Source organism: Thiohalophilus thiocyanatoxydans, from assembly GCF_004366735.1.
Lineage (GTDB): Bacteria > Pseudomonadota > Gammaproteobacteria > UBA6429 > Thiohalophilaceae > Thiohalophilus > Thiohalophilus thiocyanatoxydans.
This window is the reverse complement of sequence record NZ_SOQX01000006.1, coordinates 1-25,202: the sequence shown is the minus strand read 5'-3', so window position 1 is coordinate 25,202 and position 25,202 is coordinate 1. Positions and strand designations below refer to the sequence as shown.

Here is a 25,202-nt window from a genome sequence, read left to right as displayed (position 1 = left end):
ACCCCAACAACGGGTATAAACGTCTCTGCATCTTCGCGAGATTACTATTAACAATCTAAAATGGCAGCTTGAACCCTTCCGGGAGGTTCATGCCGTCGGTCATGCCGGAAAACTTCTCCTGGACGGTTTTTTCCACCTGGCGTACGGCATCGTTCATGGCCGCGGCCACCAGATCCTCGAGCATCTCCTTGTCGTCACCCACCAGGCTGTCATCGATCTCGACGCGCTTGACGTCATGCTTGCAGGTCATGGTGACCTTGACCATGCCGCCGCCGGACTGACCGGTCACTTCGATCTTGGCCATCTCTTCCTGGGCCTTTTGCATGTCGGCCTGCATCTGCTGGGCCTGTTTCATCAGATTGCCTAATCCACCTTTCATAATATTTACCTCAACTCATGCTGTCGCTTTAATCGATTGGTTCCACGCTGCCCGTATTGATCCGGGCATCGAAGGTCTCAATCAGGTTTTTCACATTGGCGTCGTTTTCAATCGCCGCCACCGCGGCGCTCTGCCGCTCGTCACGTTCGCGCGCCTCGCGGCGTGCCGGGGTCTCCGCCCCCTCCACCTGGCGCACTTCAATGGTCAGTTTAACCGGTTGACCAAAATAGTCACTCAGCTGTTGTTGTAACTGTGCTTCGCGCTCTTTGGTATACAGCGGCGCACCGCCTTGATCCAGCGCCAGTTTTATCCGGTTACCCTCATGGCCGAGCAGCACCGAATGGGCGGCCAGTTGTTTGACCGCGCCGCCCAGCGACAGGCCGGCGACAATCGTCGACCAGTCCCGGGCGGGTTGCGGCGCCGGTTCAACCGGCGCGGCGGCCGCGACCGGCGGCGGTTCACTTTTTACGCTGTCGGGTTGCGGACGCTTCGCGTCCGCCTCAGGCTTTTTTGCCGAAGGTGTCCCCCCGCTGTCCGCCGCCGGCAGCGGCCGAAACGCCAGCATGCGCAACAGTACCATCTCCAGACCGCTGCGCGGATCCGGCGCCAGGGGCAGATCGCGCCGCCCGTTGAGGGCGATCTGGTAATAGAGCTGAACATCTTCCGCGCTCAATTTCTGCGCCAGCGCCTGCAGCGTCGGCTGATCGCCCATCCCCTCATGGTACGCCTCCGGCAACTGCTGCAACAGCGCCAGCGAATGCAACACGTTGATCAACTCGACCAGCACTTCATTGTAATCCGGAATAAGATCCATCGCCTGTTCGACGATGGCCAGGACTTTTTGGCCGTCGCCCTCGGCCAGCGCATCCAGCAGCGCGGTGACCGGCTGCTGATCGAGCTTGCCGAGCATGGCGCGCACATCCGCCTCGCGCACCGTGCCCCCGCCGTAGGCAATGGCCTGATCCAGTACACTCAGCGCATCGCGCATGCTGCCGTCGGCGGCCCGTGCCAGTTGCTGCAGCGCCGGGGTTTCAAACTCGATACCCTCTTCCTGCAATACGCTTTCCAGATAACTCAGGATCAACTCCGCCGGCAGGCGACGCAGGTTGAACTGCAAACAGCGGGATAAAATGGTCACCGGCAGTTTTTGCGGATCGGTGGTGGCGAGCAGGAACTTCACATGCGGCGGCGGCTCTTCCAGGGTCTTGAGCAGTGCATTGAAGCTGTGATTGGTGAGCATGTGTACCTCGTCGATCAGGTACACCTTGTAACGACCCCGGGTCGGCGCGTACTGCACGTTGTCCAGCAGATCGCGGGTGTCCTCCACCTTGGTGCGCGAGGCGGCATCCACCTCCAGCAGATCCACAAAGCGGCCTTCGTCGATCTCGGTACAGGCGCTGCACACGCCGCAAGGCTGCGAGCTGACCCCCTGCTCGCAATTGAGCGACTTGGCGAAGATGCGCGCAATGGTGGTCTTGCCCACACCGCGGGTACCGGTAAACAGGAAGGCATGATGCACGCGATCGTTATCCAGCGCATTGATCAACGCCCGCGAGACATGCTCCTGCCCCGCCAGCTTGTCAAACGTGCGCGGCCGCCATTTGCGTGCCAGGACCTGATAACTCATGTTTTTTCCGAACCCATCCGAAGCGTCATGGAAAGGCCATTCTACCTGTCCGCGGGAGGCGGTGCATCAATCGGAACAAAGGGCCGAGGGACGAGTAACGAGGTACGAGGAAAACCGCAAGGCCAGTGGCCGGTAGGAGCGCCTGCGGCGCGCCCCCCGTGCGCACTGGCAAGGCCGGTCGCGGCACAGCCGCTCCTACAACCCATGGGGAGGGCTTTTGATCTTCCTCGTCACTCGTACCTCGTCCCTCGTCACTGAGAGAGGGTGACAGCTCGTACCAGCCACACCCCGGCGCCCGAGTCCACCGCTACGGCTGCTCCCTTCCGGGCCTGACCGGGTTCACGGCTTGTCGTCGCGGGGGGACCGGCACAAGCTGCCATTGAACTGAAAATGGCCTGCAAAAAACAAAAAGGGCCCGCGGCCCTTTGTCTTTACGTCAGGCAAATAATGTTACCACATCAGCCGGCCGGTTTGTGCATCAGGATCACCCGCGGGGCCACGAATTCGACCTCGAATCCGAGCGTCCGCCCCAGCCACTCGAAGGTGGCGGGCCGGTAAAAACTGACATGGGTCGGATCGCCCTTGTAGCCCCAGCTACGAAAGGCTTGCGGATCGGGGTCCGAGACCAGCCAGGTCATCACCCCCAGCCAGCCACCGGGGCGCACCCGCGCCGCCAGTTGCGGCCAGGCGGTGGCCGGATCACAAAAATGCTCCACCACCTCGGTGCAGGTGACAAAATCGTACTCGCGTTCCAGCAACGTTGCATCGGGCGCATAAATCGGATCGTAATCGTGCATGGCCATCCCCGCCTCGCGCAGCATGCCGCTGAGGGTCGGACCCGGGCCGCAGCCGTAATCCAGCCCTGCCATACCGGGACTCAGCCGCGCCAGCAACGGTTCGGACAGTTGCGCCAGAAACGCCCGATAGCGCGGATCGGCCGGATCGTTGTCGTGGCGATCATAGACCGCCTTCTCTGCGGCACTATCCAGATGCGCGCCAGGATCGGCGCTGATCAGTTCGCACTGCGGGCAACGGAAAAAACGCCGGCGCCGATCCGCGCAAAAGAACTCGGCGGGATGGTGGCATAACGGGCAAGCAACCGGATTGGCGTGAAGTTCAGCGCGGTTTTTCATGCACGCCAGTATACCATTGCCTGACCCGGGGGACCTTTCTGCTAGACTGCGCGCCATGCCAAAACGCCTCCTGCCTCGCGACTATCTTGCCTTTTTGTGGGCCCACCGGCGCTTGCTGGCCTTCGGCCTGCTGACCGCCATGCTCTCCGGTTTCGGCCAGACCTTTTATATAGGGCTGTTCAACCCCCAGCTGCGCGAGAGTTTCAATCTGGGCCACGGCGAACTGGGGCTGGTGTATGGCGGCGCGACCCTGGCCAGTGCCCTGCTGCTGACCTGGCTGGGCAAGCTCTACGATCGCAGCGATCTGCGCTGGTTTTTGAGCGGCGCGGCGTTGCTGCTGATCACCGGCTGTCTGTTGCTGGGCGTCAGCAACGGCCTTGTGGCGTTGCTGCTGGCCCTGTTCCTGTTGCGCCTGGGCGGCCAGGGACTCATGACCCATATCGCCCTGACCACCATGGCCCAGCGGTTTCATGGCGGGCGGGGCAAGGCGGTCTCGATCGCCGCCATGGGGCTGCCGCTGGCCGAGGCGGTGTTCCCAGCCACGGCCGTGGCGGCACTGGCGTATCTGCACTGGCGCGAGCTCTGGCTGCTGGGCAGTGTCGTGGTGCTGGTGCTGTTCTTGCCCCTGTTGCTCTGGTTGCTAAAAGGCGCCCACGGTGGCGAGCTGCCCGTCGAGAGCCGGGAGTCGCACTATGCACGCGACTGGTCACGCCGCGAGGTGGTGCGGGACTGGCGCTTCCTGCTGCTGGTACCGGCCGCCGTGGCGGCGCCGTTTACGGTCACCATCGCCTTTTTTCACCAGATCCCGCTGGCCGAGACCAAGGGCTGGACGACCGAACTGGTGGCCTCGGGACTGGCGCTGTTCGCGGTCGGCCATGTGGCCGGGCTGCTGGGGGCCGGGCCACTGGTGGATCGGCTCACCGCCACGCGCCTGTTCGTCCCCTCGCTGCTGCCGTTGATCGCCGCCATGGCGGTGCTCGCCGGGTTCGACGCCACCTGGGCAGCGTTGCTGTGGCCGGCGCTGCTGGGCCTGGGGCTGGGCTTCAATTCCAGCGCCCTCACCCCGCTGCTGGCCGAACGTTACGGCCTGGCCCATCTGGGCGCGATCCGGGCGCTGCTGCAGGCGATCATGATCCTCTCCACGGCAATCGGCCCGCCGCTGCTCGGCGCCCTGCTCGATCGGGGCCTGCACACCGACCTGCTGGCCGGGATGATCGGCACCGGGATCCTGATCGCCAGCATACTCGCGGCGATCGCCCTCTCCCGCCGCACCAAAACGCGCTAAAGTTCAAGAAGTTAAAAAGCTCAAAGCGCTTTAAAAGGGCCGCCCATCATCGCCTTTTATGTGTACGTGACCATAAAGCGCCATTTTGGCCACCTTGTAGAAATTCATAAGCTGATCAGGTTTTGTTAGTCTAAGATGGGAATCGCTTATGACGGCAAACGACCCAGAGCCGACATTCAGTAAAGCTTGATAGATGTAACAGCAGGTATAGGGTCTGTATAATCTTATTGGCAGGGCACCGCCGTTTCGCTCGTTTTTTGAGAAAATTGTCAATTATCTCAGTGGCTTGAGTGGAAGTTGAGGGTTGAGTGGCTACAGTTAATAAATAACAAAAAAGCGGAAATATTTTCCGCCTTTGCTGATTTCATTAAATGGGATAAATCGTGATAAGTGTCTGTCTATACGGAATTTTTCCTGTTAAAGCGGACAAGATTAAAGGGACCTTATTTCCATAAAAGATCTGTTATGTGCTTTAGGAAAGTCCGGTGAATTATAAAATAATAGCGATATTTACTTTGCTTCTATTAGTATTTGAAATACTTGCGGGCATTCCGTTTGGGATATGGCTAGCGAAAGATGGATTTATTTCAAATTCACAAATTTTCCATTTGGGAACGTATATCGCTGGTTTCGTTGTTGAGTTCATTATTTTCTATTTACTATTTATACAAAAAATAAATAAACCTATCCTGCATGCATTAATAATTGGATTCTTATATTGGGTGATTGGTGATTCATTATTGTATGTGTTGGCGGGAATAAAATTCCCACCTTTATTAGTTGTAATAGATGCCGTGATTATCGTTTCAGCTATATCACTAGCACTGTATATTGCCAAAATTAAAGGTCAGTTAAATGTCTACACATAACAATGCGTTCAAAAAAGGACGCTGTTAAAGCGTGGCGCCATTTAACTAAATCGTTAGATATATGGAAAAGTTCTAAACCGGGGTCAGAGCACAGATATCTCTAATATTAGTAACAACTGTGCTCTGACCCCGGTTTTCGCGAAGCTATGGAGCGCGTCTGAGGAAAAAGGTGACGGAGGGATTAAAAAATGAGCAATAATTCCAGTTGGTCAAAATTAAATCCCTCCGTCACCTTTTCGAACATAACAAGTCAGCCCAGGCGACGCCAAAAAGCGGCGCGCCTGGCTTCAAACGTTAGGTAAAAAATGAACATTAAAAATACATTTCGTATATTAATTCTGTTGTCATTTATTTTACCTTTAGTAGGTGTTTCCTATTCAATATTTAGTATTGATAGTCAATCTCCACAAATACAAGAAATTGTATCATGGCATGGTTATGGAGGTTTTTTTGATACAGAATATGAAGAACCATCTAATACAGAGCTACTTCTTTTTAGTGCATTAATCATTTTTGTCGCTGTAATACTAGCCGGTTGCATTGGGCTATTTTTCTTTAAAAAATGGGGGAGAACAGTCGTAGTTATATCTGGAGCGCTAAGCCTTATATTACTCCCATTCAATGGAGTAATCGTAGAGTTAGCATATGAATCCGCTCTTAATGAAATATCAAGCATATTATTTGGTGCAATTCTTGCTATGTCATATCTTCCGCCTTTGAGTCAAGAATTTGAAAATACCTAACAAGCAAGTCAAGATCGCTCGTTACACTCGCTGGGACTTTTTAAAAGCGGCGCTCTCGCTTCGCTTTTAAAAAGCCCCTTACTTATATCGTTAGAGCGCATATGGCTTTTGGTAAAAAATTATGGCAAACCGAAGTGGTTGGGCTCGTGGCGCTACTTATTTGCGCCTGTTTAATTGCGTTATATGGGTTTGTTGAAAGTTACCTATGGTCCCTTGAGGGAAAGAATATAATACTTTCGCCGTCTGATGCGGCCTGGCTTGGTTTCGCCTATTCAGCCTCGTTCGGTTTTTTAGCAGTTCTGTTTTACGGTGCTCCTTTATATGCGTTACTAAGTTACAAGCACATGGCATATTGGTGGTCAGTCGCGCTAATTGGCGCTGCGTCTGGAACTGTGATCGTATATTTTGAGAAAGAATTAGGTGGGTGGCTTATTGCTAGTGGCATTGCTGTAGCCAGTATTACCCATTTACTGAGCGTCCGATTTATAACCTATAAACAAGCGCTCTAACAAATCGCCCAAGCAGACTGGGAAACCCGCCGCTTGGCTCAACCGTTGTACATAAGGAGAGTGCCTTGGTTCGTACATGTATTCTTGTGTTGCTAGCAACTCTTTCAGCTTCAGCCACTGCGGTAAATGATGAAGACCTAACGAAAGCTGAGAATATCGTTAGCAGTTTTCTTAAGCAGGTCGATAATGTCGATTACGAAGAGAATGTATGGTTTGTGGTTAAGGTGGTGGCAGACATAGAGCCAGTTGATAGTCGAAGGAAAGTGCAGTTCCTTCTCACCACATGCAGAAGTTATGATCCTACTGACAAGCCATGGGCTCATTATGTTGCGTGCCAAAAAATATATTCTGTCGGAAGGCGGCTTGCACCAGACTTAAAGGGTACAGAGCTAACTTCAGAAAAGTCGCCCCTCCTTGAGATTGTAGGTAATAAGTAAGAATGTATAACAACCACATCAAGTGCGCTCACTCTCGTTCGCTGGGACGCGGCTACCGCGGCGCCACTTATGTGGACCGTTGATGAATGGCCGCTTCTGGCCGAATGCAGACAACAATACTCGAACTCAGCATACATGATTCAAGGAACCATCCCGGCTTCTCGAAGCTTACTATGCGACCAGGGCCAGAAAGTCTTGTATTTATTTATGTTGTGCTGGTTTGTCTTTCGTTTCGCCCGAGCCACGTGTAAACCACTGCGCCGCTCCCTTGAGTCGCTCCAGCACGCCCGCCTGCTTGCGGTGATGACCGAAGGTCTGGGTAAGCCGGTCAAGGATAATGGCCGCGATCACAACCCCCAGGCCGCCTTCGAAACCGAGTCCGATATCCAGGCGTTGAATACCGCGTAAAACGACATTACCGAGGCCTCCCGCGCCGATCATGGAAGCGATAACGACCATCGACAGGGCGAGCATAATGACCTGGTTGACACCGGCCATGATCGAGGGCATCGCCACGGGGATCTGCACCTTGGCCAATAGCTGACCACGGGTGCAACCAAACGCCAGACCGGCCTCGACCATTTCCCTGCCCACCTGACGAATTCCCAGATTGGTCAGGCGCACCGCCGGCGGCATGGCGAAGATGATTGTCGCAATGGTGCCCGGAACCTTGCCCAGGCCAAAAAACATAGCCGCAGGAATCAGGTACACAAACGGCGGCATGGTCTGCATAAGATCGAGCACCGGGCGAATGATCGCCAGTGCAATATCACTCTTGGCCGCCAGTATGCCCATGGGAATGCCGATGGCCAGCGCGACAACCGAGGCAGCGATGACCAATGCAACCGTGACCACGGTTTCCGCCCACAGGCCCATGCCGATAACCAGCCCCATGGAGATAACGGCAAACAACGTAAAGCGCCAGCCCACGCGCCATAATCCCAACAACGCGATGATTGCGATAAATAACCATTCCGGGATGCCGAGCATTCCGGATTCCAACTGATCAACCAACCATCCCACAACCAATGTGACACCATCGAAAAACGGCTGAATCGTGTTCAGAAGGAATTCAACGGCGGCTTCGATCCAATCGCCTACGGGTATCCGGTAGTCCATGGCTCAGTCCTCCTTACGTAATGCTTCCAGTAATGTGCTTCTGCTGATAACGCCGTAGAAGCGCTGGCGACGACCTACTACCGGCAGGGGATAGCCGGCGTTGGCCACGGGTTCCAGAATCTCCCGCAAGGTCATTTGTGCTTTCAATGGGGGCCGGCCATTCAAATACGCATCCGACAACCCACCCTTGTTGTTTTCCAGGGCGTGTTTCAGTGAGTCCTGAGAAACAACACCGTGGAAACGATCCTTCGCGAGGACATACCCGAATGGCTGCTCGCGGTCCTGAAGTGCTTTGAGGGCCTTGTCCGCCGCTTCATCGGGCGCGAATGTCATTGTGGCATCCTCGGCGATGTCGCCCGCGATAAAGATGCCCGTGATATCCACATCACGAAAAAACGCCTCGACGTATTCATTGGCCGGTTCGCGCAGGATCTCCCGGCCGGTGCCGACTTGCAGAATACGCCCGCCTTCCATCATGGCGATGCGGTCACCCACACGCATGGCTTCGTTCAGGTCGTGCGTGATAAACACCACGGTTCGCTCGCTGTGCTCCTGCAACTCCAGCAGTTCATCCTGCATCTGCGTACGTATCAGGGGGTCCAGTGCGGAAAAGGCTTCGTCCATCAACATGACCGAGGGCTCTGCCGCCAGGGCGCGGGCCAGGCCCACGCGCTGCTGCATCCCCCCGGAAAGCTCGTCCGGGAAGCTGTTGGCATTGGCTTTAAGACCGACAAGGTCCAGCGCCTTCAGTGCGCGGTCCTCGCTTTCACTCTTGTCATTACCGGCGATTTCCAGGCCGAAAGCGGCATTCTGCAGGACGCTGCGATGGGGCAGAAGGGCGAAGGTCTGAAATACCATGGCCATATCCTTGCGGCGCAACGCGACCAGTTCCTTGGTCGACATGTGGGTCACATCGTGTCCATCAATACGCACGCTTCCGGAGGTAGGCTCGATGAGGCGATTGAGCATGCGCAACAGCGTCGACTTCCCGGATCCGGAAAGGCCCATTACCACAAAGATTTCACCCTCTTTTATAGTGAAGCTGGCATCCTGCACGCCAATGGTGTTGCCGGTGCGTTCGAAGATCTCATCCTTGTTCAGGCCCTGCTGAATCAACTCAAGAGCATCTTTCGGAGTGGGTCCGAAGATTTTGTACAGATTTTCGACAACAATCTTGTCAGTCATATAATTTCTCCCTTCGCAGCCGGCTAATCCACAAACGTACCGCTAACCCAGTACCGAACCTGTCGAGGATGAGTGCGTACGTACTTTTCAGCCGCTTCCTCGTAAGAGGAGTCACTCGCCTCCAGCATGACCGTTTCCACATCCTCCAGAGGCAGATGGAATCGGGTCAGGAAACCGGTCACTTCATCGGGATAGTCCTGATAGAAACCGGGTCGGACCAGGGCATGCACACGTTCCTTGCCGCCCAATACGCCCCTAGGATCCTCCAGATAACGCAGCTCCCAACGGGCGAACATCCAATGCGGGTTCCAGGCGGTGACGACGATCCACTGCTCACTGCGCGCGGCTCGCTGCAAGGCGGCGGTCATGCCCGCTCCACTGGCCGAGATCAGTTTGTAATCGTCAAGGCCGTACGCCTCCAACGCCGCCTCCGAGGCCTGCATCAGCCCCGAACCCGGGTCAATGCCCTGAATCTCGCCCCGCAATTTGCGCACAACTTCGGGTTTGGCCAGGTCCTCGATGGAACGCAGTTCCGTCTTTGGAATGTAACCGGGTACCGCCCAGCCCAGCCGTGCCCCGAGGTAGATGGGGCCCAGGTCGACCAGCTCACCGGCAAAGCGATCCCAGTACGGTTTGTGGGTTACCGGCAACCAGGCCATCAGCATGACATCGATATCGCCACGCGCCACACCCTGATATTGAATCCCGATGTCGGCCATGACGGGTTCGACCGTGTACCCCATCTTCCCTTCGAGAACTTCGCGCGCGATATTCATGACCGCCTCGGTCGAAGACCAGGCGGTCCAGCCGATCCGAATGGGTTTTTCGGCATAGACGCCCGGCGCGGCGAATAGCACCAACAGCAATAATATCGCCTTTACCGCCCCGTTAATCATTGTCGGTTTGATCATGGTGCCCCTGCCAATGTCTTTGGCAAATCAACGCTCGAACAGGCCAGCGATCATCCCGTACGTCCAGGAAGGATCGAACCCGCCACCCTTACAGGCCGAAGTACGTAAACGACACGCAACCCGAACAAAACTCGAGTTAGAAACTGCGCGTAAGACTGAACACCAGACTCCCGTCGCTATCTGATTCGGTAGCGAGGTCCGGCTCCACACCGTCGGTGTCATGCCAACGTAACCCGAGGGTGTAATCTTGCCAGGCCATGGATGCCCCGACGTCGTAGTAGAGATAGTCCTGATCCGCAAGCCCCGCGGTTTCATCGAAGGTCTGTTGACCCACACGCGCCGAGACCGACCATTTGTCGGTCATCTGATAGGAAACCGTGGCGTCATAGGCAAGGCTGGACACATCATCAAAAAAGTCATCACCAAAGTAATTGTCGGCGTACCAAACGCTGCCGCTCAATCCCAGTGGACCGGTTTGATGGCTCAATATGCCATAGATTTCCCAGTAGTTGAGTTCATCTCCACCGGGGTAATTGTAAGACCAGTAACCGATGTCATAACTAAGACCGGTATCTGCAATACCGCGACTGAAACCGATGAACGGGTCAAACTCCATGCTCGCATCCCCGCCACCGAAATTCGTGTTGGACGCCCAGATTCCCGCGTACATCCCACTACTGTGGCTCCAGGCAAGGTCGCCCTGGATCTGCGGCAGGTTGCTGGTTTGAGTAATACCGCGAAACACGTAATCGGAACTGAACATGACGTTGCCACTCAACGCCCCGCCAAACAACTCCCCTTCCTGGTCTTGCGCCCATCCGTATTGCGGCATTGTCACGGTAAAAAGCGAGGCCAAGGCAACAGAACACATTTTACTATTCATAGCTCATCTCCCGAAAACAAGTTCCCTTAGTAACAGGTGAATGGCCGTAACATTGGCAAGCACGTCCAAAAAACAAGGCGCGAAGTCGCTGCGGCCGGTAGGTACTCTGGGATAATCGTCGCTTTATAAATTTATTGCAATCGTTTTAAAGAAAATCTTACTCACATAAAAAATAATCATTATCGACATAAAAACTCACCATTTTTAGCCATAAATTTTTTATGTATGCAAAGCGCTTGTTATTGATCTGCCGACGACTATACTTCACAAGTAACCGGTTTTCGTTTCCGGCTACGTTCCAGCCACGCAATCGTGTCTGGTATGAGAAACGATTGTGCGGCATATCTTTAAAGAACGACCCGTCCAATACGTTTGTGTTCTGATCACCATCAGGGAAAGATGGGTTACCGGCACCCGACCGGGTTCCCCAGCCTCCTTGCGGTAAATCTTTAAAGGCGACAAAGTGGGAACATCTCAATGAGCGAACGATTCCTTGAAGGACGTATTGCCATCGTTACCGGCGGCGCGTCGGGCATGGGCCGTGCCATGGCTCTTGCACTGGCAGAAGCCGGTGCCGACGTTGTCATCGGCTCACTGTTATCAGGGGCGCCAGGTTCAACGATTGAGGGGGAGCTGGTATATCGACCGGGTGAAGAGGCACTGGAAAAGACACGTTCCGAGATCGCGCGTTGCGGAGTTCAGGCGGTTGCTATCGCTCTGGACGTTTGTGAGCCGGAATCGGTCAGAAACATTGTCCAGACAGCCGTGAACACCTTCGGCAAGGTGGACATCCTCGCCAACGCGGCGGGGATGACCGTTGAGCATACCGTTTCAGGCCACCCCGATGCGCTATGGAACAAGGTCCTTGATGTCAATCTGAATGGGATCTTTCGCATGACACGCGAAGTGTTGCCGGGAATGATCGAACGTCGATGGGGCCGCATTATCAACATCGCCTCAACCGCCGCCTCCGTCGGGGCGGCAACCTCGGCCGCTTATTGCGCCTCAAAGGCGGGGGTGACCGGTTTGACCCGCGCGGTGGCACAGGAAGGCGCGCCAGCCCATGTGACCTGCAACAGTATCAGCCCCGGGTGGGTGGAAACCGATTTCGGACGCGAATGGCTAAGCGACATTGCCGAAAAGCAACTTCAACGCCAGAGCGCAGACTATATCGAGGAACAAAGGGTCAGTACCCCGCAAAAACGCCTGATTCAGCCACACGAGATCGGTGCGCTGGCGGCTTTCTTGTGCCGCGATGAGGCGCTTGGAATTACCGGTCAGGACATTACTGTATCGGCGGGTGCCCTGTGGTGAACACAAATCGAACGAGATATGGATGCCGGTCATGATCTGGCGGGAGTCGAACAGAGCCTCCCTCCGGGCCACGATCCTGAAACAGTCGCCGTAGGAGAACCCAATCGATGCACGTGGACGACCAAAAACTGTTTATCAATGGCGAACTGGTGGATGCCCGGACCGGCGCTACCTTTACCGATTACAACCCGGCCAATGGCGAGCCGATTTGCGAAATCGCGCTGGGCGCAGAAGCCGATGTCAACAAGGCGGTGGAGGCCGCGCGAATCGCCCAACGCGAATGGGCGAAACGCACGGGCGCCGAACGGGGCCGGGTGCTGCATCGCGCGGCGGCTATCCTGCGCGAGCGTACGGAGGAGATTGCCCGCCTGGAGAGTTTTGACACCGGTCGACCGATTCAGGAAACACCAACCGCCGACGTGGGTTCCGGCGCGGACTGCATTGAGTTCTTCGCCGGTATCGCCGCCGGTATTACCGGCGAGTATGTGGATCTGGAACGGGCCTTCGTCTACACGCGGCGCGAACCTATCGGTGTCTGCGCCGGTATCGGCGCATGGAACTACCCGTTGCAGATCGCCTGCTGGAAATCCGCCCCGGCGCTGGCCTGTGGCAACGCCATGATCTTTAAACCGGCGCATTTGACCCCGCTATCGGCCCTGGTCCTGGCGCAGGTCTATCGCGAGGCCGGCCTGCCCGACGGTCTGTTCAACGTGGTTACGGGAATGACCGAAGCCGGCCAGGCACTCACCCACCATCCCGGTATCGGCAAGGTTTCGCTGACCGGATCCGTGCCAACGGGCAAACTGGTAATGGCGGACGCGGCCACGACCCTGAAACACGTGACCGTCGAGCTGGGCGGTAAGTCACCCCTGATCATCTTCGATGACGCCGACCTGAACGAAGCGGTATCCGGCGCCATGATGGCCAACTTTTACAGCCAGGGCGAAGTCTGCACCAACGGCACCCGGGTATTCGTCCACACCTCGCTGAAGAACGCCTTCCTGGATCAACTTGCCACGCGGACCCAAAAGCTCAGGCTGGGTGATCCACTGGATACCGCGACGCAGGTGGGTCCGCTGGTATCGAGCGATCACATGGAAAAAGTTCTCGCTTACATCGAATCCGGCAAACAGGCCGGCGCCCGTGTGATCTGTGGCGGGGAACGCGCCGTCGAAGGTGAACTGGCACGCGGTAACTATGTGCTGCCTACTGTGTTCGCCGATTGTACCGACGACATGGAGATTGTCAGGGAAGAGATCTTTGGCCCGGTGATGTCCGTGCTGACCTTCGATGATGAGGATGAGGTCCTTCGACGTGCCAATGATACCGATTACGGGCTGGCGGCGGGCGTGTTTACCCGCGATCTGAGCCGCGGTCACCGCATGGCGGCGGCGCTGCAAGCGGGCGTTTGCTGGATCAACAACTACAACGTCACACCCATTGAAATGCCCTTCGGCGGCATCAAAGCCTCGGGGCTGGGCCGCGAGAACGGCTGGGCCGTCATCGATTTCTACACCCAGCGAAAAAGCGTTCACGTCGAACTGCAGGGTGTGGATTGCCCGTATGACTGATCTCGTGGCGAAAGGACTCTTATAGTGTCACAGACACTCGATAAGGAGTGGGATTTTATTATCGTCGGCGCAGGCTCGGCCGGATGTGTTCTGGCGCGGCGGCTGAGCGAGGACCGCGATTGCCGGGTGTTGCTGCTGGAGGCCGGTGGGCGTGCTCCGCGCTGGGACTGGCGCATTCATATGCCGGCCGCCTTTTCCTACCCCATGAATACCTCAACTTACGACTGGGGTTATCAAACCACCGAACAGCCCCGTCTGTCCAACCGTCGGCTGCACTGCCCGCGGGGCCTGGTTGTGGGTGGCAGTTCCGCGATCAACGGCCTGGTTTACATTCGCGGCCATGCCCTCGATTACGACCGTTGGGCACAGGACCCGGCACTCAGCCATTGGTCTTATCAACACTGTCTGCCCTACTTTCGCCGTGCCGAGACCCGGGATCAGGGGGCGGACGACTATCACGGTGGCGACGGCCCGCTGTACGTGACCACCGGGCAAGGTTGGTCGCCCTTGTATCAGGCGTTCATCGAAGCCGGTCAACAGGCCGGCTATGGTTACACGCCGGATATGAACGGCTATCGTCAGGAAGGTTTCGGCCCGATGCAGATGACCGTGCACAATGGAATTCGCGCCAGCGCGGCGCGGGCCTACCTCGACCCGGTGCTGGGCGAGCGCGGCAACCTCGACGTCTATACGCGGGCCCGTACCCATCAGGTTGTTTTCGACGGCAGGCGCGCCACGGGCGTGGTCTTCTCGCGGCGTGGCCAGGTTTATACGGCGCGCGCCAATCGCCGGGTGATCCTGGCGGCCGGCGCCATCAATTCACCGCAGCTGCTGATGCTCTCGGGCATCGGCCCGGCGGCGCATTTGCGCGACCACGGGATCGCGGTTCGGGCCGATCTGCCGGGGGTGGGAAGTAATCTGCAGGATCACCTGGAGCTCTATATCCAGCAGCGTTGTACCCGGAGCGTATCGTTGTACCCTGCGTTAAAACCGTGGAACCAGGCCCGGATCGGGCTGCAGTGGTATCTGCTTCACACAGGCCACGGCGCGACCAATCACTTCGAGGCCGGTGGTTTCATTCGATCCCGCGCGGGTATCGAACATCCGGACCTGCAATATCATTTCCTGCCCATGGCCATCCGCTACGATGGCAAGAGCCCGATCAAAGGACACGGCTTTCAGGCCCACGTGGGGCCCATGCGCTCGAAATCGAGGGGCACGGTGCGACTACGCTCGAACGATCCATCCCATGCGCCCATCATCGATCCCCAATATATGACGCATGAGGATGACTGGACCGAGATGCGTGCCGGCATCCGCCTCACGCGCGAGCTGTTCGAACAAAATGCACTGGCAGCGTACCGGGGCGGCGAGATCGCGCCAGGGTCGAAAGTTAACAGCGATCGCGAACTCGATGAGTTTATCGCCAGCCAGGTGGAAAGTGCCTACCATCCCTCGTGCACCTGTGCGATGGGATCGGGTCCGCAGGCAGTCGTGGACGGTTCGACCGCCGTGTACGGTGTGGAAGGGTTAAACGTCGTGGATGCGTCAATCATGCCGGACATTGTCAGCGGCAACCTGAACGCCCCTACCATTATGATCGCGGAAAAAGTCTCTGATCTTATTGCCGGGCGCAAACCGTTGCCGCCGGCGCAGATACCGGTGTGGATCCATCCCGAGTGGGCGGCGAAACAACGTTAGAACAAACCTGGCCCTGACGGGCTATGCAGGCAGATGAAAGGACTGCATTTAAATCACTCACAATTGGAGGTGTACTATGAATAAGCGACTCATGACCGCCCTGCTGGCATCGGGCATTTTATTTTTCAATGGCACAGGCAGCGGTGTGGCGCAAGACGCCTCCGCCTGCAGTGACGTTCGTTTCGGGCAGGTCAACTGGACAGGGGTGACCGCCAAGACCGAAACGGCGGCGTGGATGCTTGATAAACTGGGATACAAAACCGACGTCATTACCGCGTCGGTCCCCATCATGTTTTCCTCCCTGGCGAGCAATCAACGTGATGCATTCCTTGGGCTTTGGCTCCCCACCCAGCGCTCCATGGTTAAAAAGCACATGACGGAAGGTAAAATCGATATCGTGACGAAGAATCTGGAGAACGCTAAATATACCGTCGCGGTCCCCACCTATGTCTATGAGGCCGGCATCCAGCACTTTAAGGATCTGGACGAGCACAAACAGGACTTCAAGGGAGAGCTCTACGGCATCGAAGCGGGCAATGACGGCAACGAGATTATCCAGAAGATGATCGATGACGATGCCTACGGGCTGGGTGACTGGACCCTGGTCCCGTCCAGCGAGGCAGCTATGTTGACGGAAGTCCGCCGCCGTGTGCGACAGGACCGCTGGATAGCCTACCTGGGATGGGCGCCCCACCCCATGAATCTCAATATCGACATGAAGTATCTGTCCGGGGGCGAAGAATATTGGGGCCCGAACCAGGGGGGAGCGACTGTCTATACCCTGGCCCGTACGGGCTATGCCTGGAAGTGTCCTAACGTCGGACAGTTTCTTGAAAACTATCACTATACCGTGGACGAGCAAAGTAAGATGGGGCACTACATCATCAACGAAGATATGGACTATGCCGAAGCGGGTCGACGTTTGATCAAGGAAAATCCCGAACTGCTCGAGCGGTGGTTCGGCCAGGGCGGGACCTACCAGACCGGGCCGGTGAAGACCGCCGACGGCAAAACCAATGCGAAAGGCGTGGTGGCAAAGGCTCTGGGGCTGGAATAGCCGGGTCCGCGCGCGAAGGGCGACTTCCCCCGGGCTTGGCGCAGCCGCGCCAAGCCCGAACAAGGCCAGGCTGAGCACGCGGGCAGGGTGTGTACCGGGGCATGATGCAAAAAAACCGGCAAGAGACAATATTCATCGTTCATTGTTGTTCTGATCGACGGCCCATTCGGGTGAATGCGTTATCCCGGTTGCCGGAGTGAATACGTGACCACGGTGCGAATCAACTCTTTAGCGAGTGTCACCATCCTGTCGGTTGGCGCCCTCTGGGGACTGTACTGGTTACCGCTGCGACAACTCGAGCAGATCGCCACCGCGGGCCCCTGGACAACATTCGCGGTCGTCGTGTTCGCGTGCCTGTGTCTGGTGCCTTTCGGATGGCGGGGACGGAAACGCCTGCGCCAGGCCAACAAGCGGGCACTGCTAAGTATCGCGTTGGGCGGCGCCTCCTTCGTTGTGTATTCCAATGCACTCCTGTACGGCGAGGTAGCCGTCGTCATCCTGCTGTTCTACCTCACGCCGCTGTGGAGCACACTCATCGCGCGCCTGTGGCTCAAATGGTCCGTTTCCTGGTGGCGTTACGGTGCCATCCTGTGCGGTCTGCTGGGTATTGCCCTGGTGCTGCGCGGCAACCATGACGGGATACCACTGCCGCGAACGCTGGGGGACTGGCTCGGGCTGGCATCCGGCCTGCTCTGGGCCATTGCCTCCACCGGTATTCATGTCCATGTGCGGACCAGACCGGCGGAAAGCAATTTCGTGTTCTGCGCCGGCGCCGTCGTCATGGCCGCCCTGCTGGCCCTGGCGCTGGGGCACGAACACCCTGTGCAGGTGGCGCCGGATCACTATGGCGAAGCACTGGGATGGACACTGCTGATCGGCGGCATCTGGTGGGCCGCCCTGCTGACGGGCTTCATGTGGGCAACCCGGGAAATGGAGCCGGCGCGGGTCGGCATCCTGCTCATGAGCGAAGTGATTGTCGGTGCGCTCTCCGCCGCCTTGCTTGCCGACGAGCCCTTCGGTCCCGTCATGGGCGTGGGAGCGACCCTGGTCGTGTTAGCCGGGATACTGGAAACGCTACCGGGGCGGCGGGTGAAAGTCGAAATACAATAATTGAGTAGAACAGACAGGGGGTACGAATGTTGCGGGTGCAGGGAGCGTCCTGCTCCGACTCCAAACATCCTGCTGGCCGCGTGGTGCTGTATACCGATCTCAGAACCCATAGCGTACGCCCGCGCCGACCGCGCGGGGCATCTGGCGTACTCTATGTGTTCGGCAACCGAGGGGCGATCTAACGCACTGCAAGAGTCATTGCCATGCGGTGTGATCCCCCTGCCTTGAGCGTGTAAGCGTTATCCAGCGCATTGGCCGCCTCAACGCAGACCATGTGCGCGTACTGATCGTCGGGCATGTCGGCAAAGCCTTTCGCACCTTCGGGACCCGGGTTCCAGACCACCGTGCTGGCGCTCTTCGTCTTCCCCATCACGATCTGGCGCCGGTTGCCGCTGTCCTCGAGGACCAGCGTATCGGGATGATCGACAAACACGCAGTCCATCGGCATGTTCACCTGCAACGGTCCCGTCTGGGTAAAACGCTGATCGTCACGCAGTTTGTCGATATACGTGAGGTTGTCCATGCCGTCGATCGTCAATCCGTCCGCGTTGGCAACCCGAAAATAGGTGTGAAACGCTTCGGAGACCACCCAGTCGCGATCGCTACGGTTTTCACCGACCAGCGCCAGGGACAGTGTCTCACCCAGGGTCACGATCAATTTCAACATGAACGGCAGCGGCCAGGCCTGGCGAATCGCGTCATTGGGTTCAAGCTGCAATACGACTTCAGTGGCGTCGTTATCCGTGCTGCGTACCGAGGCAACCTCCCAGAGTTCATAGCGGGCGACGCCGTGGCCTTTTTTGGCCGCGTCGCTCGGGTCCGCGCCCATGGTGTCGGGATCATAGGGGCCGAACCAGGGCCAGCAGATCGGCACGCCACCGCGCACCGGCTTGCTGCCATCATACACGGCTGTCTCGCTGAGCCAGATCACCTCCTTGCCGCCGGCGGGCCGATAACCGAGCAGCGTGCCGCCATGGGTGGTCAGGGTGGCCGAGCCGTGCCGGTTGTTCAGTTCGATCATGATTAACTGATCGTGTTGATAGAAACGCACATCGGGATGGGAAAAACGTTGTTTGAGATCATCCAGCACGGGAAAACTCCTTGATTGTTTGAAGATAAAGCTGGTTAAAGATAAAGCCGGGTAAAGATAAAGATGCGTAAAGATAAAAAGTGATGGGCAGCCGTTATTCCTGCCGGGTAAAAAACGCGGTCTGGGTCGGTGGGCCGAATTCGGGATCGGGTTCGCCGATTCCGCCCATCACCACCCGGTAACCGTTGCGCCGGGCGATGCCCTGCGACCAGTGGCGAAAGCGGGCGCGATCCCATTCAAACTCATGATCCGGCTCGCGAAACTGACCCGGGGACAACCCGTACAGCGGATTGTATTCGCGATTGGGCGTGGTCATGTATACCACGCGCGGACGCATCTGGGCGAACACCACCCGCTCCGCCGCCGACAACGCGCCGGGTTTGAGATGTTCGATGGTCTCCACCATGGCGGCCGCATCATAACCGCCGAGGCCGGGCTGCGATTCGGTATAGGAGCTGCTGATCAGACGCACCCGACCCGGGGTATCGTGCAGATAATCGCTCAACAGGTTTCTGGCCTGCAGGAGTGAGTGGCTGCAGCTTTCCAGGCCGACGATCGCCTCGAACTGCCGCTCCCCGGCCAGCCGATACAGCAGATGGCCCGAACCGCAGCCCAGATCCAGTACCCGCCGCGCCCCGCTGCCCTTGAGCCGGCGCAAGACCTGATCCAGCCGCGTTTCATGCAGAGAGGTCATGCGGCCCATCATCGACGGGGCTGACAGCGTATCGATACTCATCACTCTCGTACCCCGGGCGCCACGAAGGGACTGCCCGTGCAGGTCAGATCGAGGCGGTGCATGGCGCGGGTAATCAGCGCGCTCGATACGCCGCGCAATTTCGTCGATCTCTCCTCGAACGGGTCCTCGCGCCGGGCTTTTTCGTCGGCTTCGGTTTGAATCATCATACAGCTTGTTTTATTCACAATATGTCACGCGGTTTCTCACCGAGAAACCCGTCAGGCTTTAGACATTGCCGGTTCAGGAAATTGACGGCTTCGTTTCGACCGTCAACCGGGCAGGCTTTCCAGCATTCGCTCGTACAGGCGCAGGCTTGGCGCATCATGCAGCACGAAACGGATATGCCGCACGGCGGAAAGTTGCGCCAGCATAGTATGGACAGTGGTCAGGGCCACCCCGGTTGCCGCCTCCAGCGGATAACCGAAGGCGCCGGTGGACAGAGCGGGAAACGCAATGGATTCAATCCTGTGCTCCTCGGCCAGGCGCAACGCATTGCGATAACAGGTCGCCAGCAACTCCCCGGATGGCTCGTCCACGCCGTAGATCGGTCCCAGGCAGTGGATCACATACCGGTTGGGCAGATTATGCGCGCCGGTGATAACGGCCTCACCGGGGGAAATCGGTGCCAGCGGCCGGCACTCATCTTCCAGCCCCGGGCCCGCGGCCCGGTGCAGCGCCCCGGCCACCCCGCCGCCGATGCGCAGCTGGGCATTGGCGGCGTTGACCACCGCGGCCATGTCGGACTGGTTGGCAATGTCGCCCTGGATACATTCAAGACGCACACCGTGTAGAAGACGTTCACTCATGGTTTTCCACCTTCGGGAGAGTGTTGCTCGCCGACGAACCACGCCCGGCTCAACGCGCACCGCTCCTGTGTGTGCAAAAACTAACATGTCTGACCGGGAAGTTGTAGGGCGCTCGACCGTCCCGGGGCGTGCAACCCGTACAATAAGCTTGTCGAAACCGGAACCCCGACTGCATAATGAATCCGGAGCACACGCCACACTGGCCGGCTCTCGTCATAGCTCCGGAATTTCAATATGACCGATCAGATCGTCGTCAGAAATCTGTACAAGATCTTCGGCCCGCAACCGGACGCGGCGCGGCAGCTGATCAAAGAAGGGCTCGATAAGGACGCAATCTTCGAACAGACCGGCTCCACAGTCGGGGTGCGCGACGCCAGTTTCAGCATCCGGGCCGGCGAAGTGTTTGTCATCATGGGCTTGTCCGGCTCGGGCAAGTCGACCCTGGTGCGCATGCTCAACCGGCTCATCGAACCGACCTCCGGCGAGGTGTTGATCGACGATCGGGATATCGTGCAGATGAGTCAGGCCGAGCTGATCGAACTGCGCCGCCGCGACATCGCCATGGTCTTCCAGTCCTTTGCCCTGCTGCCCCACCTGAGCGTACTGGAAAATGCCGCCTTCGGGCTGGAGATCGCCGGCGTCGACAAAACCGAACGTGACAAACGCGCCATGGACGCGCTGGATCAGGTCGGCCTGCGCGGCAACGCAAACAGTTATCCCGAGGAACTCTCCGGCGGCATGCAGCAACGGGTCGGCCTGGCCCGGGCGCTGGCCACCGATCCGACCATTTTGCTGATGGACGAGGCCTTCTCCGCACTGGATCCACTCATCCGTCGCGAAATGCAGGAAGAGCTGTTGAAACTGCAACAGCAACAGGCCCGCACCGTGGTCTTCATCTCCCACGATCTGGACGAGGCGATGCGCATCGGCGATCGCATCGCTCTGATGGAAGGGGGCCAGGTGGTGCAGGTGGGCACGCCGAAGGAGATTCTCGACCACCCCGCCACCGACTATATTCGCAACTTCTTCCAGGATGTGGATCTGGCCCAGGTCTACACCGCCGGCGATATCGCCCGCGCGCCCGACACCCTGTTCCGGCTGGACGAACAGCGTGATGCCAGGCAGCTCCTGCAAGCCCTGGAGCAGCAGCAACACGACTACGCCTATCTGGTCGACGGCGAGCAGCGCTTTTTGGGCATCGCCTCCCGCGAGGCCCTGCAGCAAAGCGACGGGCCGGTCGAATCGGCCTGTCTGCCACGGCCGCGCACCCTGCGCCACACCACCCGGCTCAACAATGTCCTCGGACGGGTTGCCGCTACCCCCTATCCGGTGCCGGTGCTGGGGCGCAACGATCAGTTCCTGGGCGTGGTGTCGCGGGCACACTTGCTGGAAACCCTGGAGAAGAGCGACACATGATGGAGGCCCTCACCAGATTGCTCCACCCCCTGCGCCCGGCCGTGGCCGAGGGCCGCATTCCGCTGGGTGAATGGATCAGCGCCATCGTCGACTGGCTGCTGGCCCACGCCCAGTGGCTGTTCGATGTGATCGTCTGGGTGATCGACGGGCTGACCACCTCGCTGGAGATCCTGCTGCTGGCCCCCCCGGCCTGGCTGCTGGCGATGGTGATCGTGGCCCTGGCCGCCTGGCGGGTGAACTGGCGTTTCGCCCTGTTTGCCCTGGCCGCGCTGGCACTGGTGCTGGGGCTCGAGTTGTGGCGCGACACCCTCTCCACCCTGGCGCTGGTACTGGCCGCCACCGTGGTCAGCCTGGTCATCGGGGTGCCCATCGGCATCTGGGCGGCGCGCAGCGACCGGGTCTGGAATGGGGTGCGCCCGGTGCTCGATTTCATGCAGACCATGCCGGCCTTCGTCTATCTGATCCCGGCGGTGATGTTCTTCAGCACCGGCAAGGTGCCCGGCACCATCGCCACTATCATCTTCGCCATGCCGCCGGCGGTGCGGCTCACCAACCTGGGGATTCGCCAGGTCTCGCGGGAGATGGTCGAGGCGGGGCTCGCCTTCGGCTGCACCCCGAAGCAGCTGCTGTTCAAGGTGCAGATCCCCGCCGCCCTGCCCTCGATCATGGCCGGGGTGAACCAGAACATCATGCTGGCGCTGTCGATGGTGGTCATCGCCTCGATGATCGGCGCCGGCGGCCTGGGCGACGTGGTGCTGCGCGGCATCCAGCGCCTGGATGTGGGACTCGGCTTCGAAGGGGGCATCGGCGTGGTGGTGCTGGCGATCATTCTCGATCGCATCACCCAGAGCTTTGGCCAGCGCCGCCGCGCCGGGCTTCCCGAGCGGCTGCGCGAGCTGTTCGGCATCACGCGCGATAATCCCAACGGCAACAAATCGGCAGGTAACCCATGAGCCTGCGACGCGGCATCACGTTACTGCTGGCGGCGCTGATTGCGTTCGGGCTGTTCGCCTATATCTATACCTACGACACGCCCCTGACCACCCCGGCCGGACGCTCCGCCGAGGAGCGGCAGCAGGCCGTCACCGCCGCGGGGCAAAGCGAAGAACGGACCCTGCGCATCGGCTGGACCGCCTGGGCCGATGCGGAAGTGGTCACCACCCTGGTCAAAACATTGCTGGAACAGCATCTCGACTACGAGGTGGAGCGGGTGATGACCGACATCGGCATCCAGTACCAGGCCGTGGCCGACGGCGATCTGGATCTCATGCTCATGGGCTGGCTGCCCCAGACCCACCGCAACTACTGGGAAAAGGTGCAACACCGGGTCACCAACCTGGGCCCGATCTACACCGGCCGGCTCGGCTGGGTGGTGCCTGACTATGTTCCTGAATCGGAACTCGCCAGTCTCGAGGATCTCAGGCAAGACGAGGTTGCCAAACGGCTTAACCGACGCATCCAGGGCATCGATCCCGGCTCCGGGCTGATGCAATCCTCGGAACAGGCGGTTAAAGCCTATCAGCTCGATGATCAGTACCAGCTGGTCGCCGCCAGCGGCGCCGCCATGACCGCCGTGCTGGATCGGGCCTATCGCAACCAGGAGTGGGTAGTGGTCACCGCCTGGCAACCGCACTGGATCTTCGCCAGTTACGAGCTGCGTTTTTTGCAGGATCCCCGCCAGATTCTCGGCGGCCGCGAACGGATTCATGCCATCGCCCGCCAGGGCTTCCAGCAAGACTATCCGCCCGCGCTCACCGGTTTCTTCACCCGGTTCTATCTGAACGACGCGGAGCTGGCCGAATTGTTACTCGACAGCCAGGAGCATGATGTCGATACCGCCGTCCGCCGTTATATCGACGCCCACCCCAAACGCATCCGTTACTGGCTGAGCGGCGAGATAGACGAATAACCCGGGTGCTGCGTATCCGCCCGGCAAGGGGCAATGCGCCCGCTCGAACAGTGATTCAGGCCAGCGCCTGCTCCAGATCGGCAATGAGATCCGCGCTATCTTCCAGACCGACGGAGAGTCGCAGTAACCCATCGGGAATACCGCGTCGCGAACGCTCTTCCGGCGCAAGGCCGTGGTGGGTCGTGGTACACGGTTGGGTCACCAGGCTTTCGGCACCGCCCAGACTTGGCGCCAGGGCAAACAGCTGCAGTCGGTCCGCGGTGCGGGTCGCGGCCTCTCGCCCTCCCTTGATCTCGATGCTGAGCATGCCGCCGAAACCGTGCATCTGCTCGCGGGCCAGGGCATGACCGGGGAAATCCGGCAGGCCGGGATAGAAGACCCGTTCGACATTCGGATGCCCGGCCATCGCCTCGGCGATCGCCTGTGCCGAGGCGTTCTGCTGTCTCACCCGAATCACCAGGGTGCGCAGGCTTCGCGCCAGCAGCGAGGCGGTCGCCGGGGACGGCATCGATCCCAGGTTCTTGCGCCAGCTCCAGACCGGTGCCAGCAACGCTTTGGACCCCAGCAACACGCCGGCCGTCAGATCACTGTGTCCGCCGAGATACTTGGTGGCGCTGTGCACGACGACGTCAGCTCCCAGTGACAGGGGCTGTTGATTGACCGGCGAGGCGAAGGTGTTATCAATGGCCAGAATGGCACCATGGGCGTGGGCCCGACGGGCGATGTCGGCAATATCGAACAGTTCCAGCGTCGGATTGGTCGGGGTCTCGAGGAACACCATGCCCGCGCCGGCCGCCAGCAGCGCATCCAGTTGATCCAGCTCGTTGCCAAGGATCAGGTGCGTAGGAATGCCCAGCCGGGGCAGTTGATCGGCAAGCAGCTCCATGGTGCCACCGTAGGCGTCGCCGATGCAGATGATGCCTTCACGGCCGTGGGTTAAAAACAGCGCCGTTTCCGCCGCCATGCCGGAGCAGAATACCCAGGCCATTTCCGCATTCTCCAGGCCGGCCAGAGTCTCCTCCAGCGCGAAAATAGAGGGGTTGAGCCCGTAGCGGGTATAAAGACTCCCGACCGTACGCCCTTCCACCACATCCAGAACTTCCGCGGTCGTGTCGAAGGTGAAAGTCGTGGTCTCGTAGATCGGCGTATGGGGACTGCCATGGACATCCTTGAGGCTATGCCCGTGAATACTGCGCGTGGCCAGGCCGGCGGGCGTATCTTGCGTCATGGAGGTGACCTCGTTTATTCAATAAAACGATTGAACAATAGCAAATACGCGCGTAGCAAGCGAGTCATAATAAAATCAGGGGCCAGGGGCTAAATAAGCGTTCCGAATACCAGTCCAGAGAGATTGCTTCGTCACGTTGTTCCTCGCAATGACCCCAATATTTTCGGTCATTGCGAGCGAAGCG

At 58.5% G+C, this 25,202-nt stretch carries 24 protein-coding genes and 1 other RNA gene; 12 read left to right on the top strand and 13 right to left on the bottom strand.

Going from position 1 to position 25,202, the window contains the following annotated elements:
• Positions 1-55: 55 nt before the first annotated feature.
• The 4 genes from EDC23_RS10650 to EDC23_RS10635 all read right to left on the bottom strand — a co-directional run bounded on the left by EDC23_RS10650 (position 56) and on the right by EDC23_RS10635 (position 3,139).
• Positions 56-382: a YbaB/EbfC family nucleoid-associated protein gene (locus tag EDC23_RS10650; RefSeq protein ID WP_134084377.1), complete on the bottom strand. Its 327-nt coding sequence runs from the start codon at positions 380-382 to the stop codon at positions 56-58.
• 25 nt (positions 383-407) lie between these two features.
• On the bottom strand, positions 408-2,006 hold the full coding sequence (gene dnaX, locus EDC23_RS10645) for a DNA polymerase III subunit gamma/tau (protein WP_134084375.1): 1,599 nt from the start codon (positions 2,004-2,006) through the stop codon (positions 408-410).
• Positions 2,007-2,278: 272 nt separating this feature from the next.
• Positions 2,279-2,375, bottom strand: an RNA gene (gene ffs / locus EDC23_RS10640) — signal recognition particle sRNA small type.
• An 89-nt stretch (positions 2,376-2,464) separates the two neighbouring features.
• The gene (locus EDC23_RS10635; RefSeq protein ID WP_134084373.1) at positions 2,465-3,139 is read right to left on the bottom strand and encodes a class I SAM-dependent methyltransferase; all 675 of its coding nucleotides are present in this window, start codon (positions 3,137-3,139) and stop codon (positions 2,465-2,467) included.
• A gap of 55 nt (positions 3,140-3,194) precedes the next feature.
• Here EDC23_RS10635 and EDC23_RS10630 point away from each other — a divergent pair, with 55 nt between their 5' ends.
• The 4 genes from EDC23_RS10630 (at position 3,195) to EDC23_RS10615 (ending at position 6,545) form a co-directional block, all read left to right on the top strand.
• Positions 3,195-4,424: an MFS transporter gene (locus EDC23_RS10630; RefSeq protein ID WP_134084371.1), complete on the top strand. Its 1,230-nt coding sequence runs from the start codon at positions 3,195-3,197 to the stop codon at positions 4,422-4,424.
• A gap of 485 nt (positions 4,425-4,909) precedes the next feature.
• Complete coding sequence (locus tag EDC23_RS10625; protein WP_134084369.1) at positions 4,910-5,293, top strand: hypothetical protein; 384 nt, start codon at positions 4,910-4,912, stop codon at positions 5,291-5,293.
• A gap of 305 nt (positions 5,294-5,598) precedes the next feature.
• The gene (locus EDC23_RS10620; RefSeq protein WP_134084367.1) at positions 5,599-6,036 is read left to right on the top strand and encodes a hypothetical protein; all 438 of its coding nucleotides are present in this window, start codon (positions 5,599-5,601) and stop codon (positions 6,034-6,036) included.
• A gap of 101 nt (positions 6,037-6,137) precedes the next feature.
• Complete coding sequence (locus EDC23_RS10615; protein WP_134084365.1) at positions 6,138-6,545, top strand: hypothetical protein; 408 nt, start codon at positions 6,138-6,140, stop codon at positions 6,543-6,545.
• A gap of 638 nt (positions 6,546-7,183) precedes the next feature.
• Here EDC23_RS10615 and EDC23_RS10610 read toward each other — a convergent pair.
• The 4 genes from EDC23_RS10610 to EDC23_RS10595 form a co-directional block, all read right to left on the bottom strand.
• Entirely contained in the window at positions 7,184-8,101 is a 918-nt protein-coding gene (locus EDC23_RS10610) for an ABC transporter permease (RefSeq protein WP_134084363.1), read from the bottom strand.
• Positions 8,102-8,104: 3 nt separating this feature from the next.
• Positions 8,105-9,286 (bottom strand): glycine betaine/L-proline ABC transporter ATP-binding protein ProV, encoded by a 1,182-nt coding sequence (proV, locus tag EDC23_RS10605; protein ID WP_134084361.1) that lies wholly within the window; start codon positions 9,284-9,286, stop codon positions 8,105-8,107.
• 23 nt (positions 9,287-9,309) lie between these two features.
• Entirely contained in the window at positions 9,310-10,179 is an 870-nt protein-coding gene (locus EDC23_RS10600) for a glycine betaine ABC transporter substrate-binding protein (RefSeq protein WP_134084660.1), read from the bottom strand.
• Positions 10,180-10,333: 154 nt separating this feature from the next.
• Complete coding sequence (locus EDC23_RS10595) at positions 10,334-11,080, bottom strand: TorF family putative porin (RefSeq protein WP_134084358.1); 747 nt, start codon at positions 11,078-11,080, stop codon at positions 10,334-10,336.
• A gap of 477 nt (positions 11,081-11,557) precedes the next feature.
• Between EDC23_RS10595 and EDC23_RS10590 the strand changes: the two genes are divergently transcribed.
• The 5 genes from EDC23_RS10590 (at position 11,558) to EDC23_RS10570 (ending at position 17,833) form a co-directional block, all read left to right on the top strand.
• Positions 11,558-12,394: an SDR family NAD(P)-dependent oxidoreductase gene (locus tag EDC23_RS10590; RefSeq protein ID WP_134084356.1), complete on the top strand. Its 837-nt coding sequence runs from the start codon at positions 11,558-11,560 to the stop codon at positions 12,392-12,394.
• Between the two features lie 107 nt (positions 12,395-12,501).
• The gene (betB, locus tag EDC23_RS10585) at positions 12,502-13,965 is read left to right on the top strand and encodes a betaine-aldehyde dehydrogenase (RefSeq protein WP_134084354.1); all 1,464 of its coding nucleotides are present in this window, start codon (positions 12,502-12,504) and stop codon (positions 13,963-13,965) included.
• A gap of 21 nt (positions 13,966-13,986) precedes the next feature.
• Positions 13,987-15,666 (top strand): choline dehydrogenase, encoded by a 1,680-nt coding sequence (betA, locus tag EDC23_RS10580; RefSeq protein WP_399359361.1) that lies wholly within the window; start codon positions 13,987-13,989, stop codon positions 15,664-15,666.
• Between the two features lie 76 nt (positions 15,667-15,742).
• The gene (locus tag EDC23_RS10575; protein WP_134084350.1) at positions 15,743-16,723 is read left to right on the top strand and encodes an ABC transporter substrate-binding protein; all 981 of its coding nucleotides are present in this window, start codon (positions 15,743-15,745) and stop codon (positions 16,721-16,723) included.
• A gap of 174 nt (positions 16,724-16,897) precedes the next feature.
• Entirely contained in the window at positions 16,898-17,833 is a 936-nt protein-coding gene (locus tag EDC23_RS10570) for a DMT family transporter (protein WP_134084348.1), read from the top strand.
• Between the two features lie 178 nt (positions 17,834-18,011).
• Here the strand turns inward: EDC23_RS10570 and EDC23_RS10565 are convergent, their stop codons facing one another.
• The 4 genes from EDC23_RS10565 to EDC23_RS10550 form a co-directional block, all read right to left on the bottom strand.
• Positions 18,012-18,923 carry a D-hexose-6-phosphate mutarotase gene (locus EDC23_RS10565; protein ID WP_243830773.1) on the bottom strand — a complete coding sequence of 304 codons (912 nt, stop codon included), beginning with the start codon at positions 18,921-18,923 and terminating at the stop codon, positions 18,012-18,014.
• A gap of 94 nt (positions 18,924-19,017) precedes the next feature.
• Complete coding sequence (locus EDC23_RS10560) at positions 19,018-19,659, bottom strand: methyltransferase (RefSeq protein WP_208321349.1); 642 nt, start codon at positions 19,657-19,659, stop codon at positions 19,018-19,020.
• Complete coding sequence (locus EDC23_RS10555) at positions 19,659-19,844, bottom strand: hypothetical protein (RefSeq protein WP_134084346.1); 186 nt, start codon at positions 19,842-19,844, stop codon at positions 19,659-19,661. The genes EDC23_RS10560 and EDC23_RS10555 overlap by 1 nt, the downstream gene beginning before the upstream one ends.
• A gap of 84 nt (positions 19,845-19,928) precedes the next feature.
• Positions 19,929-20,465 carry a macro domain-containing protein gene (locus tag EDC23_RS10550; RefSeq protein WP_134084343.1) on the bottom strand — a complete coding sequence of 179 codons (537 nt, stop codon included), beginning with the start codon at positions 20,463-20,465 and terminating at the stop codon, positions 19,929-19,931.
• Between the two features lie 234 nt (positions 20,466-20,699).
• On the opposite strand from EDC23_RS10550, the gene proV (EDC23_RS10545) reads away from it, so the two are divergent.
• The 3 genes from proV (EDC23_RS10545) to EDC23_RS10535 are packed head-to-tail and all read left to right on the top strand — an operon-like array spanning position 20,700 to position 23,790.
• The gene (gene proV / locus EDC23_RS10545) at positions 20,700-21,881 is read left to right on the top strand and encodes a glycine betaine/L-proline ABC transporter ATP-binding protein ProV (protein ID WP_134084341.1); all 1,182 of its coding nucleotides are present in this window, start codon (positions 20,700-20,702) and stop codon (positions 21,879-21,881) included.
• Positions 21,878-22,834: an ABC transporter permease gene (locus tag EDC23_RS10540; RefSeq protein WP_243830772.1), complete on the top strand. Its 957-nt coding sequence runs from the start codon at positions 21,878-21,880 to the stop codon at positions 22,832-22,834. Before proV (EDC23_RS10545) ends, EDC23_RS10540 begins: the two co-directional genes overlap by 4 nt.
• The gene (locus EDC23_RS10535) at positions 22,831-23,790 is read left to right on the top strand and encodes a glycine betaine ABC transporter substrate-binding protein (protein ID WP_134084339.1); all 960 of its coding nucleotides are present in this window, start codon (positions 22,831-22,833) and stop codon (positions 23,788-23,790) included. Before EDC23_RS10540 ends, EDC23_RS10535 begins: the two co-directional genes overlap by 4 nt.
• Before the next feature lie 55 nt (positions 23,791-23,845).
• Here the strand turns inward: EDC23_RS10535 and EDC23_RS10530 are convergent, their stop codons facing one another.
• Positions 23,846-25,018 carry a trans-sulfuration enzyme family protein gene (locus tag EDC23_RS10530; protein ID WP_134084337.1) on the bottom strand — a complete coding sequence of 391 codons (1,173 nt, stop codon included), beginning with the start codon at positions 25,016-25,018 and terminating at the stop codon, positions 23,846-23,848.
• Positions 25,019-25,202 lie beyond the last annotated feature (184 nt).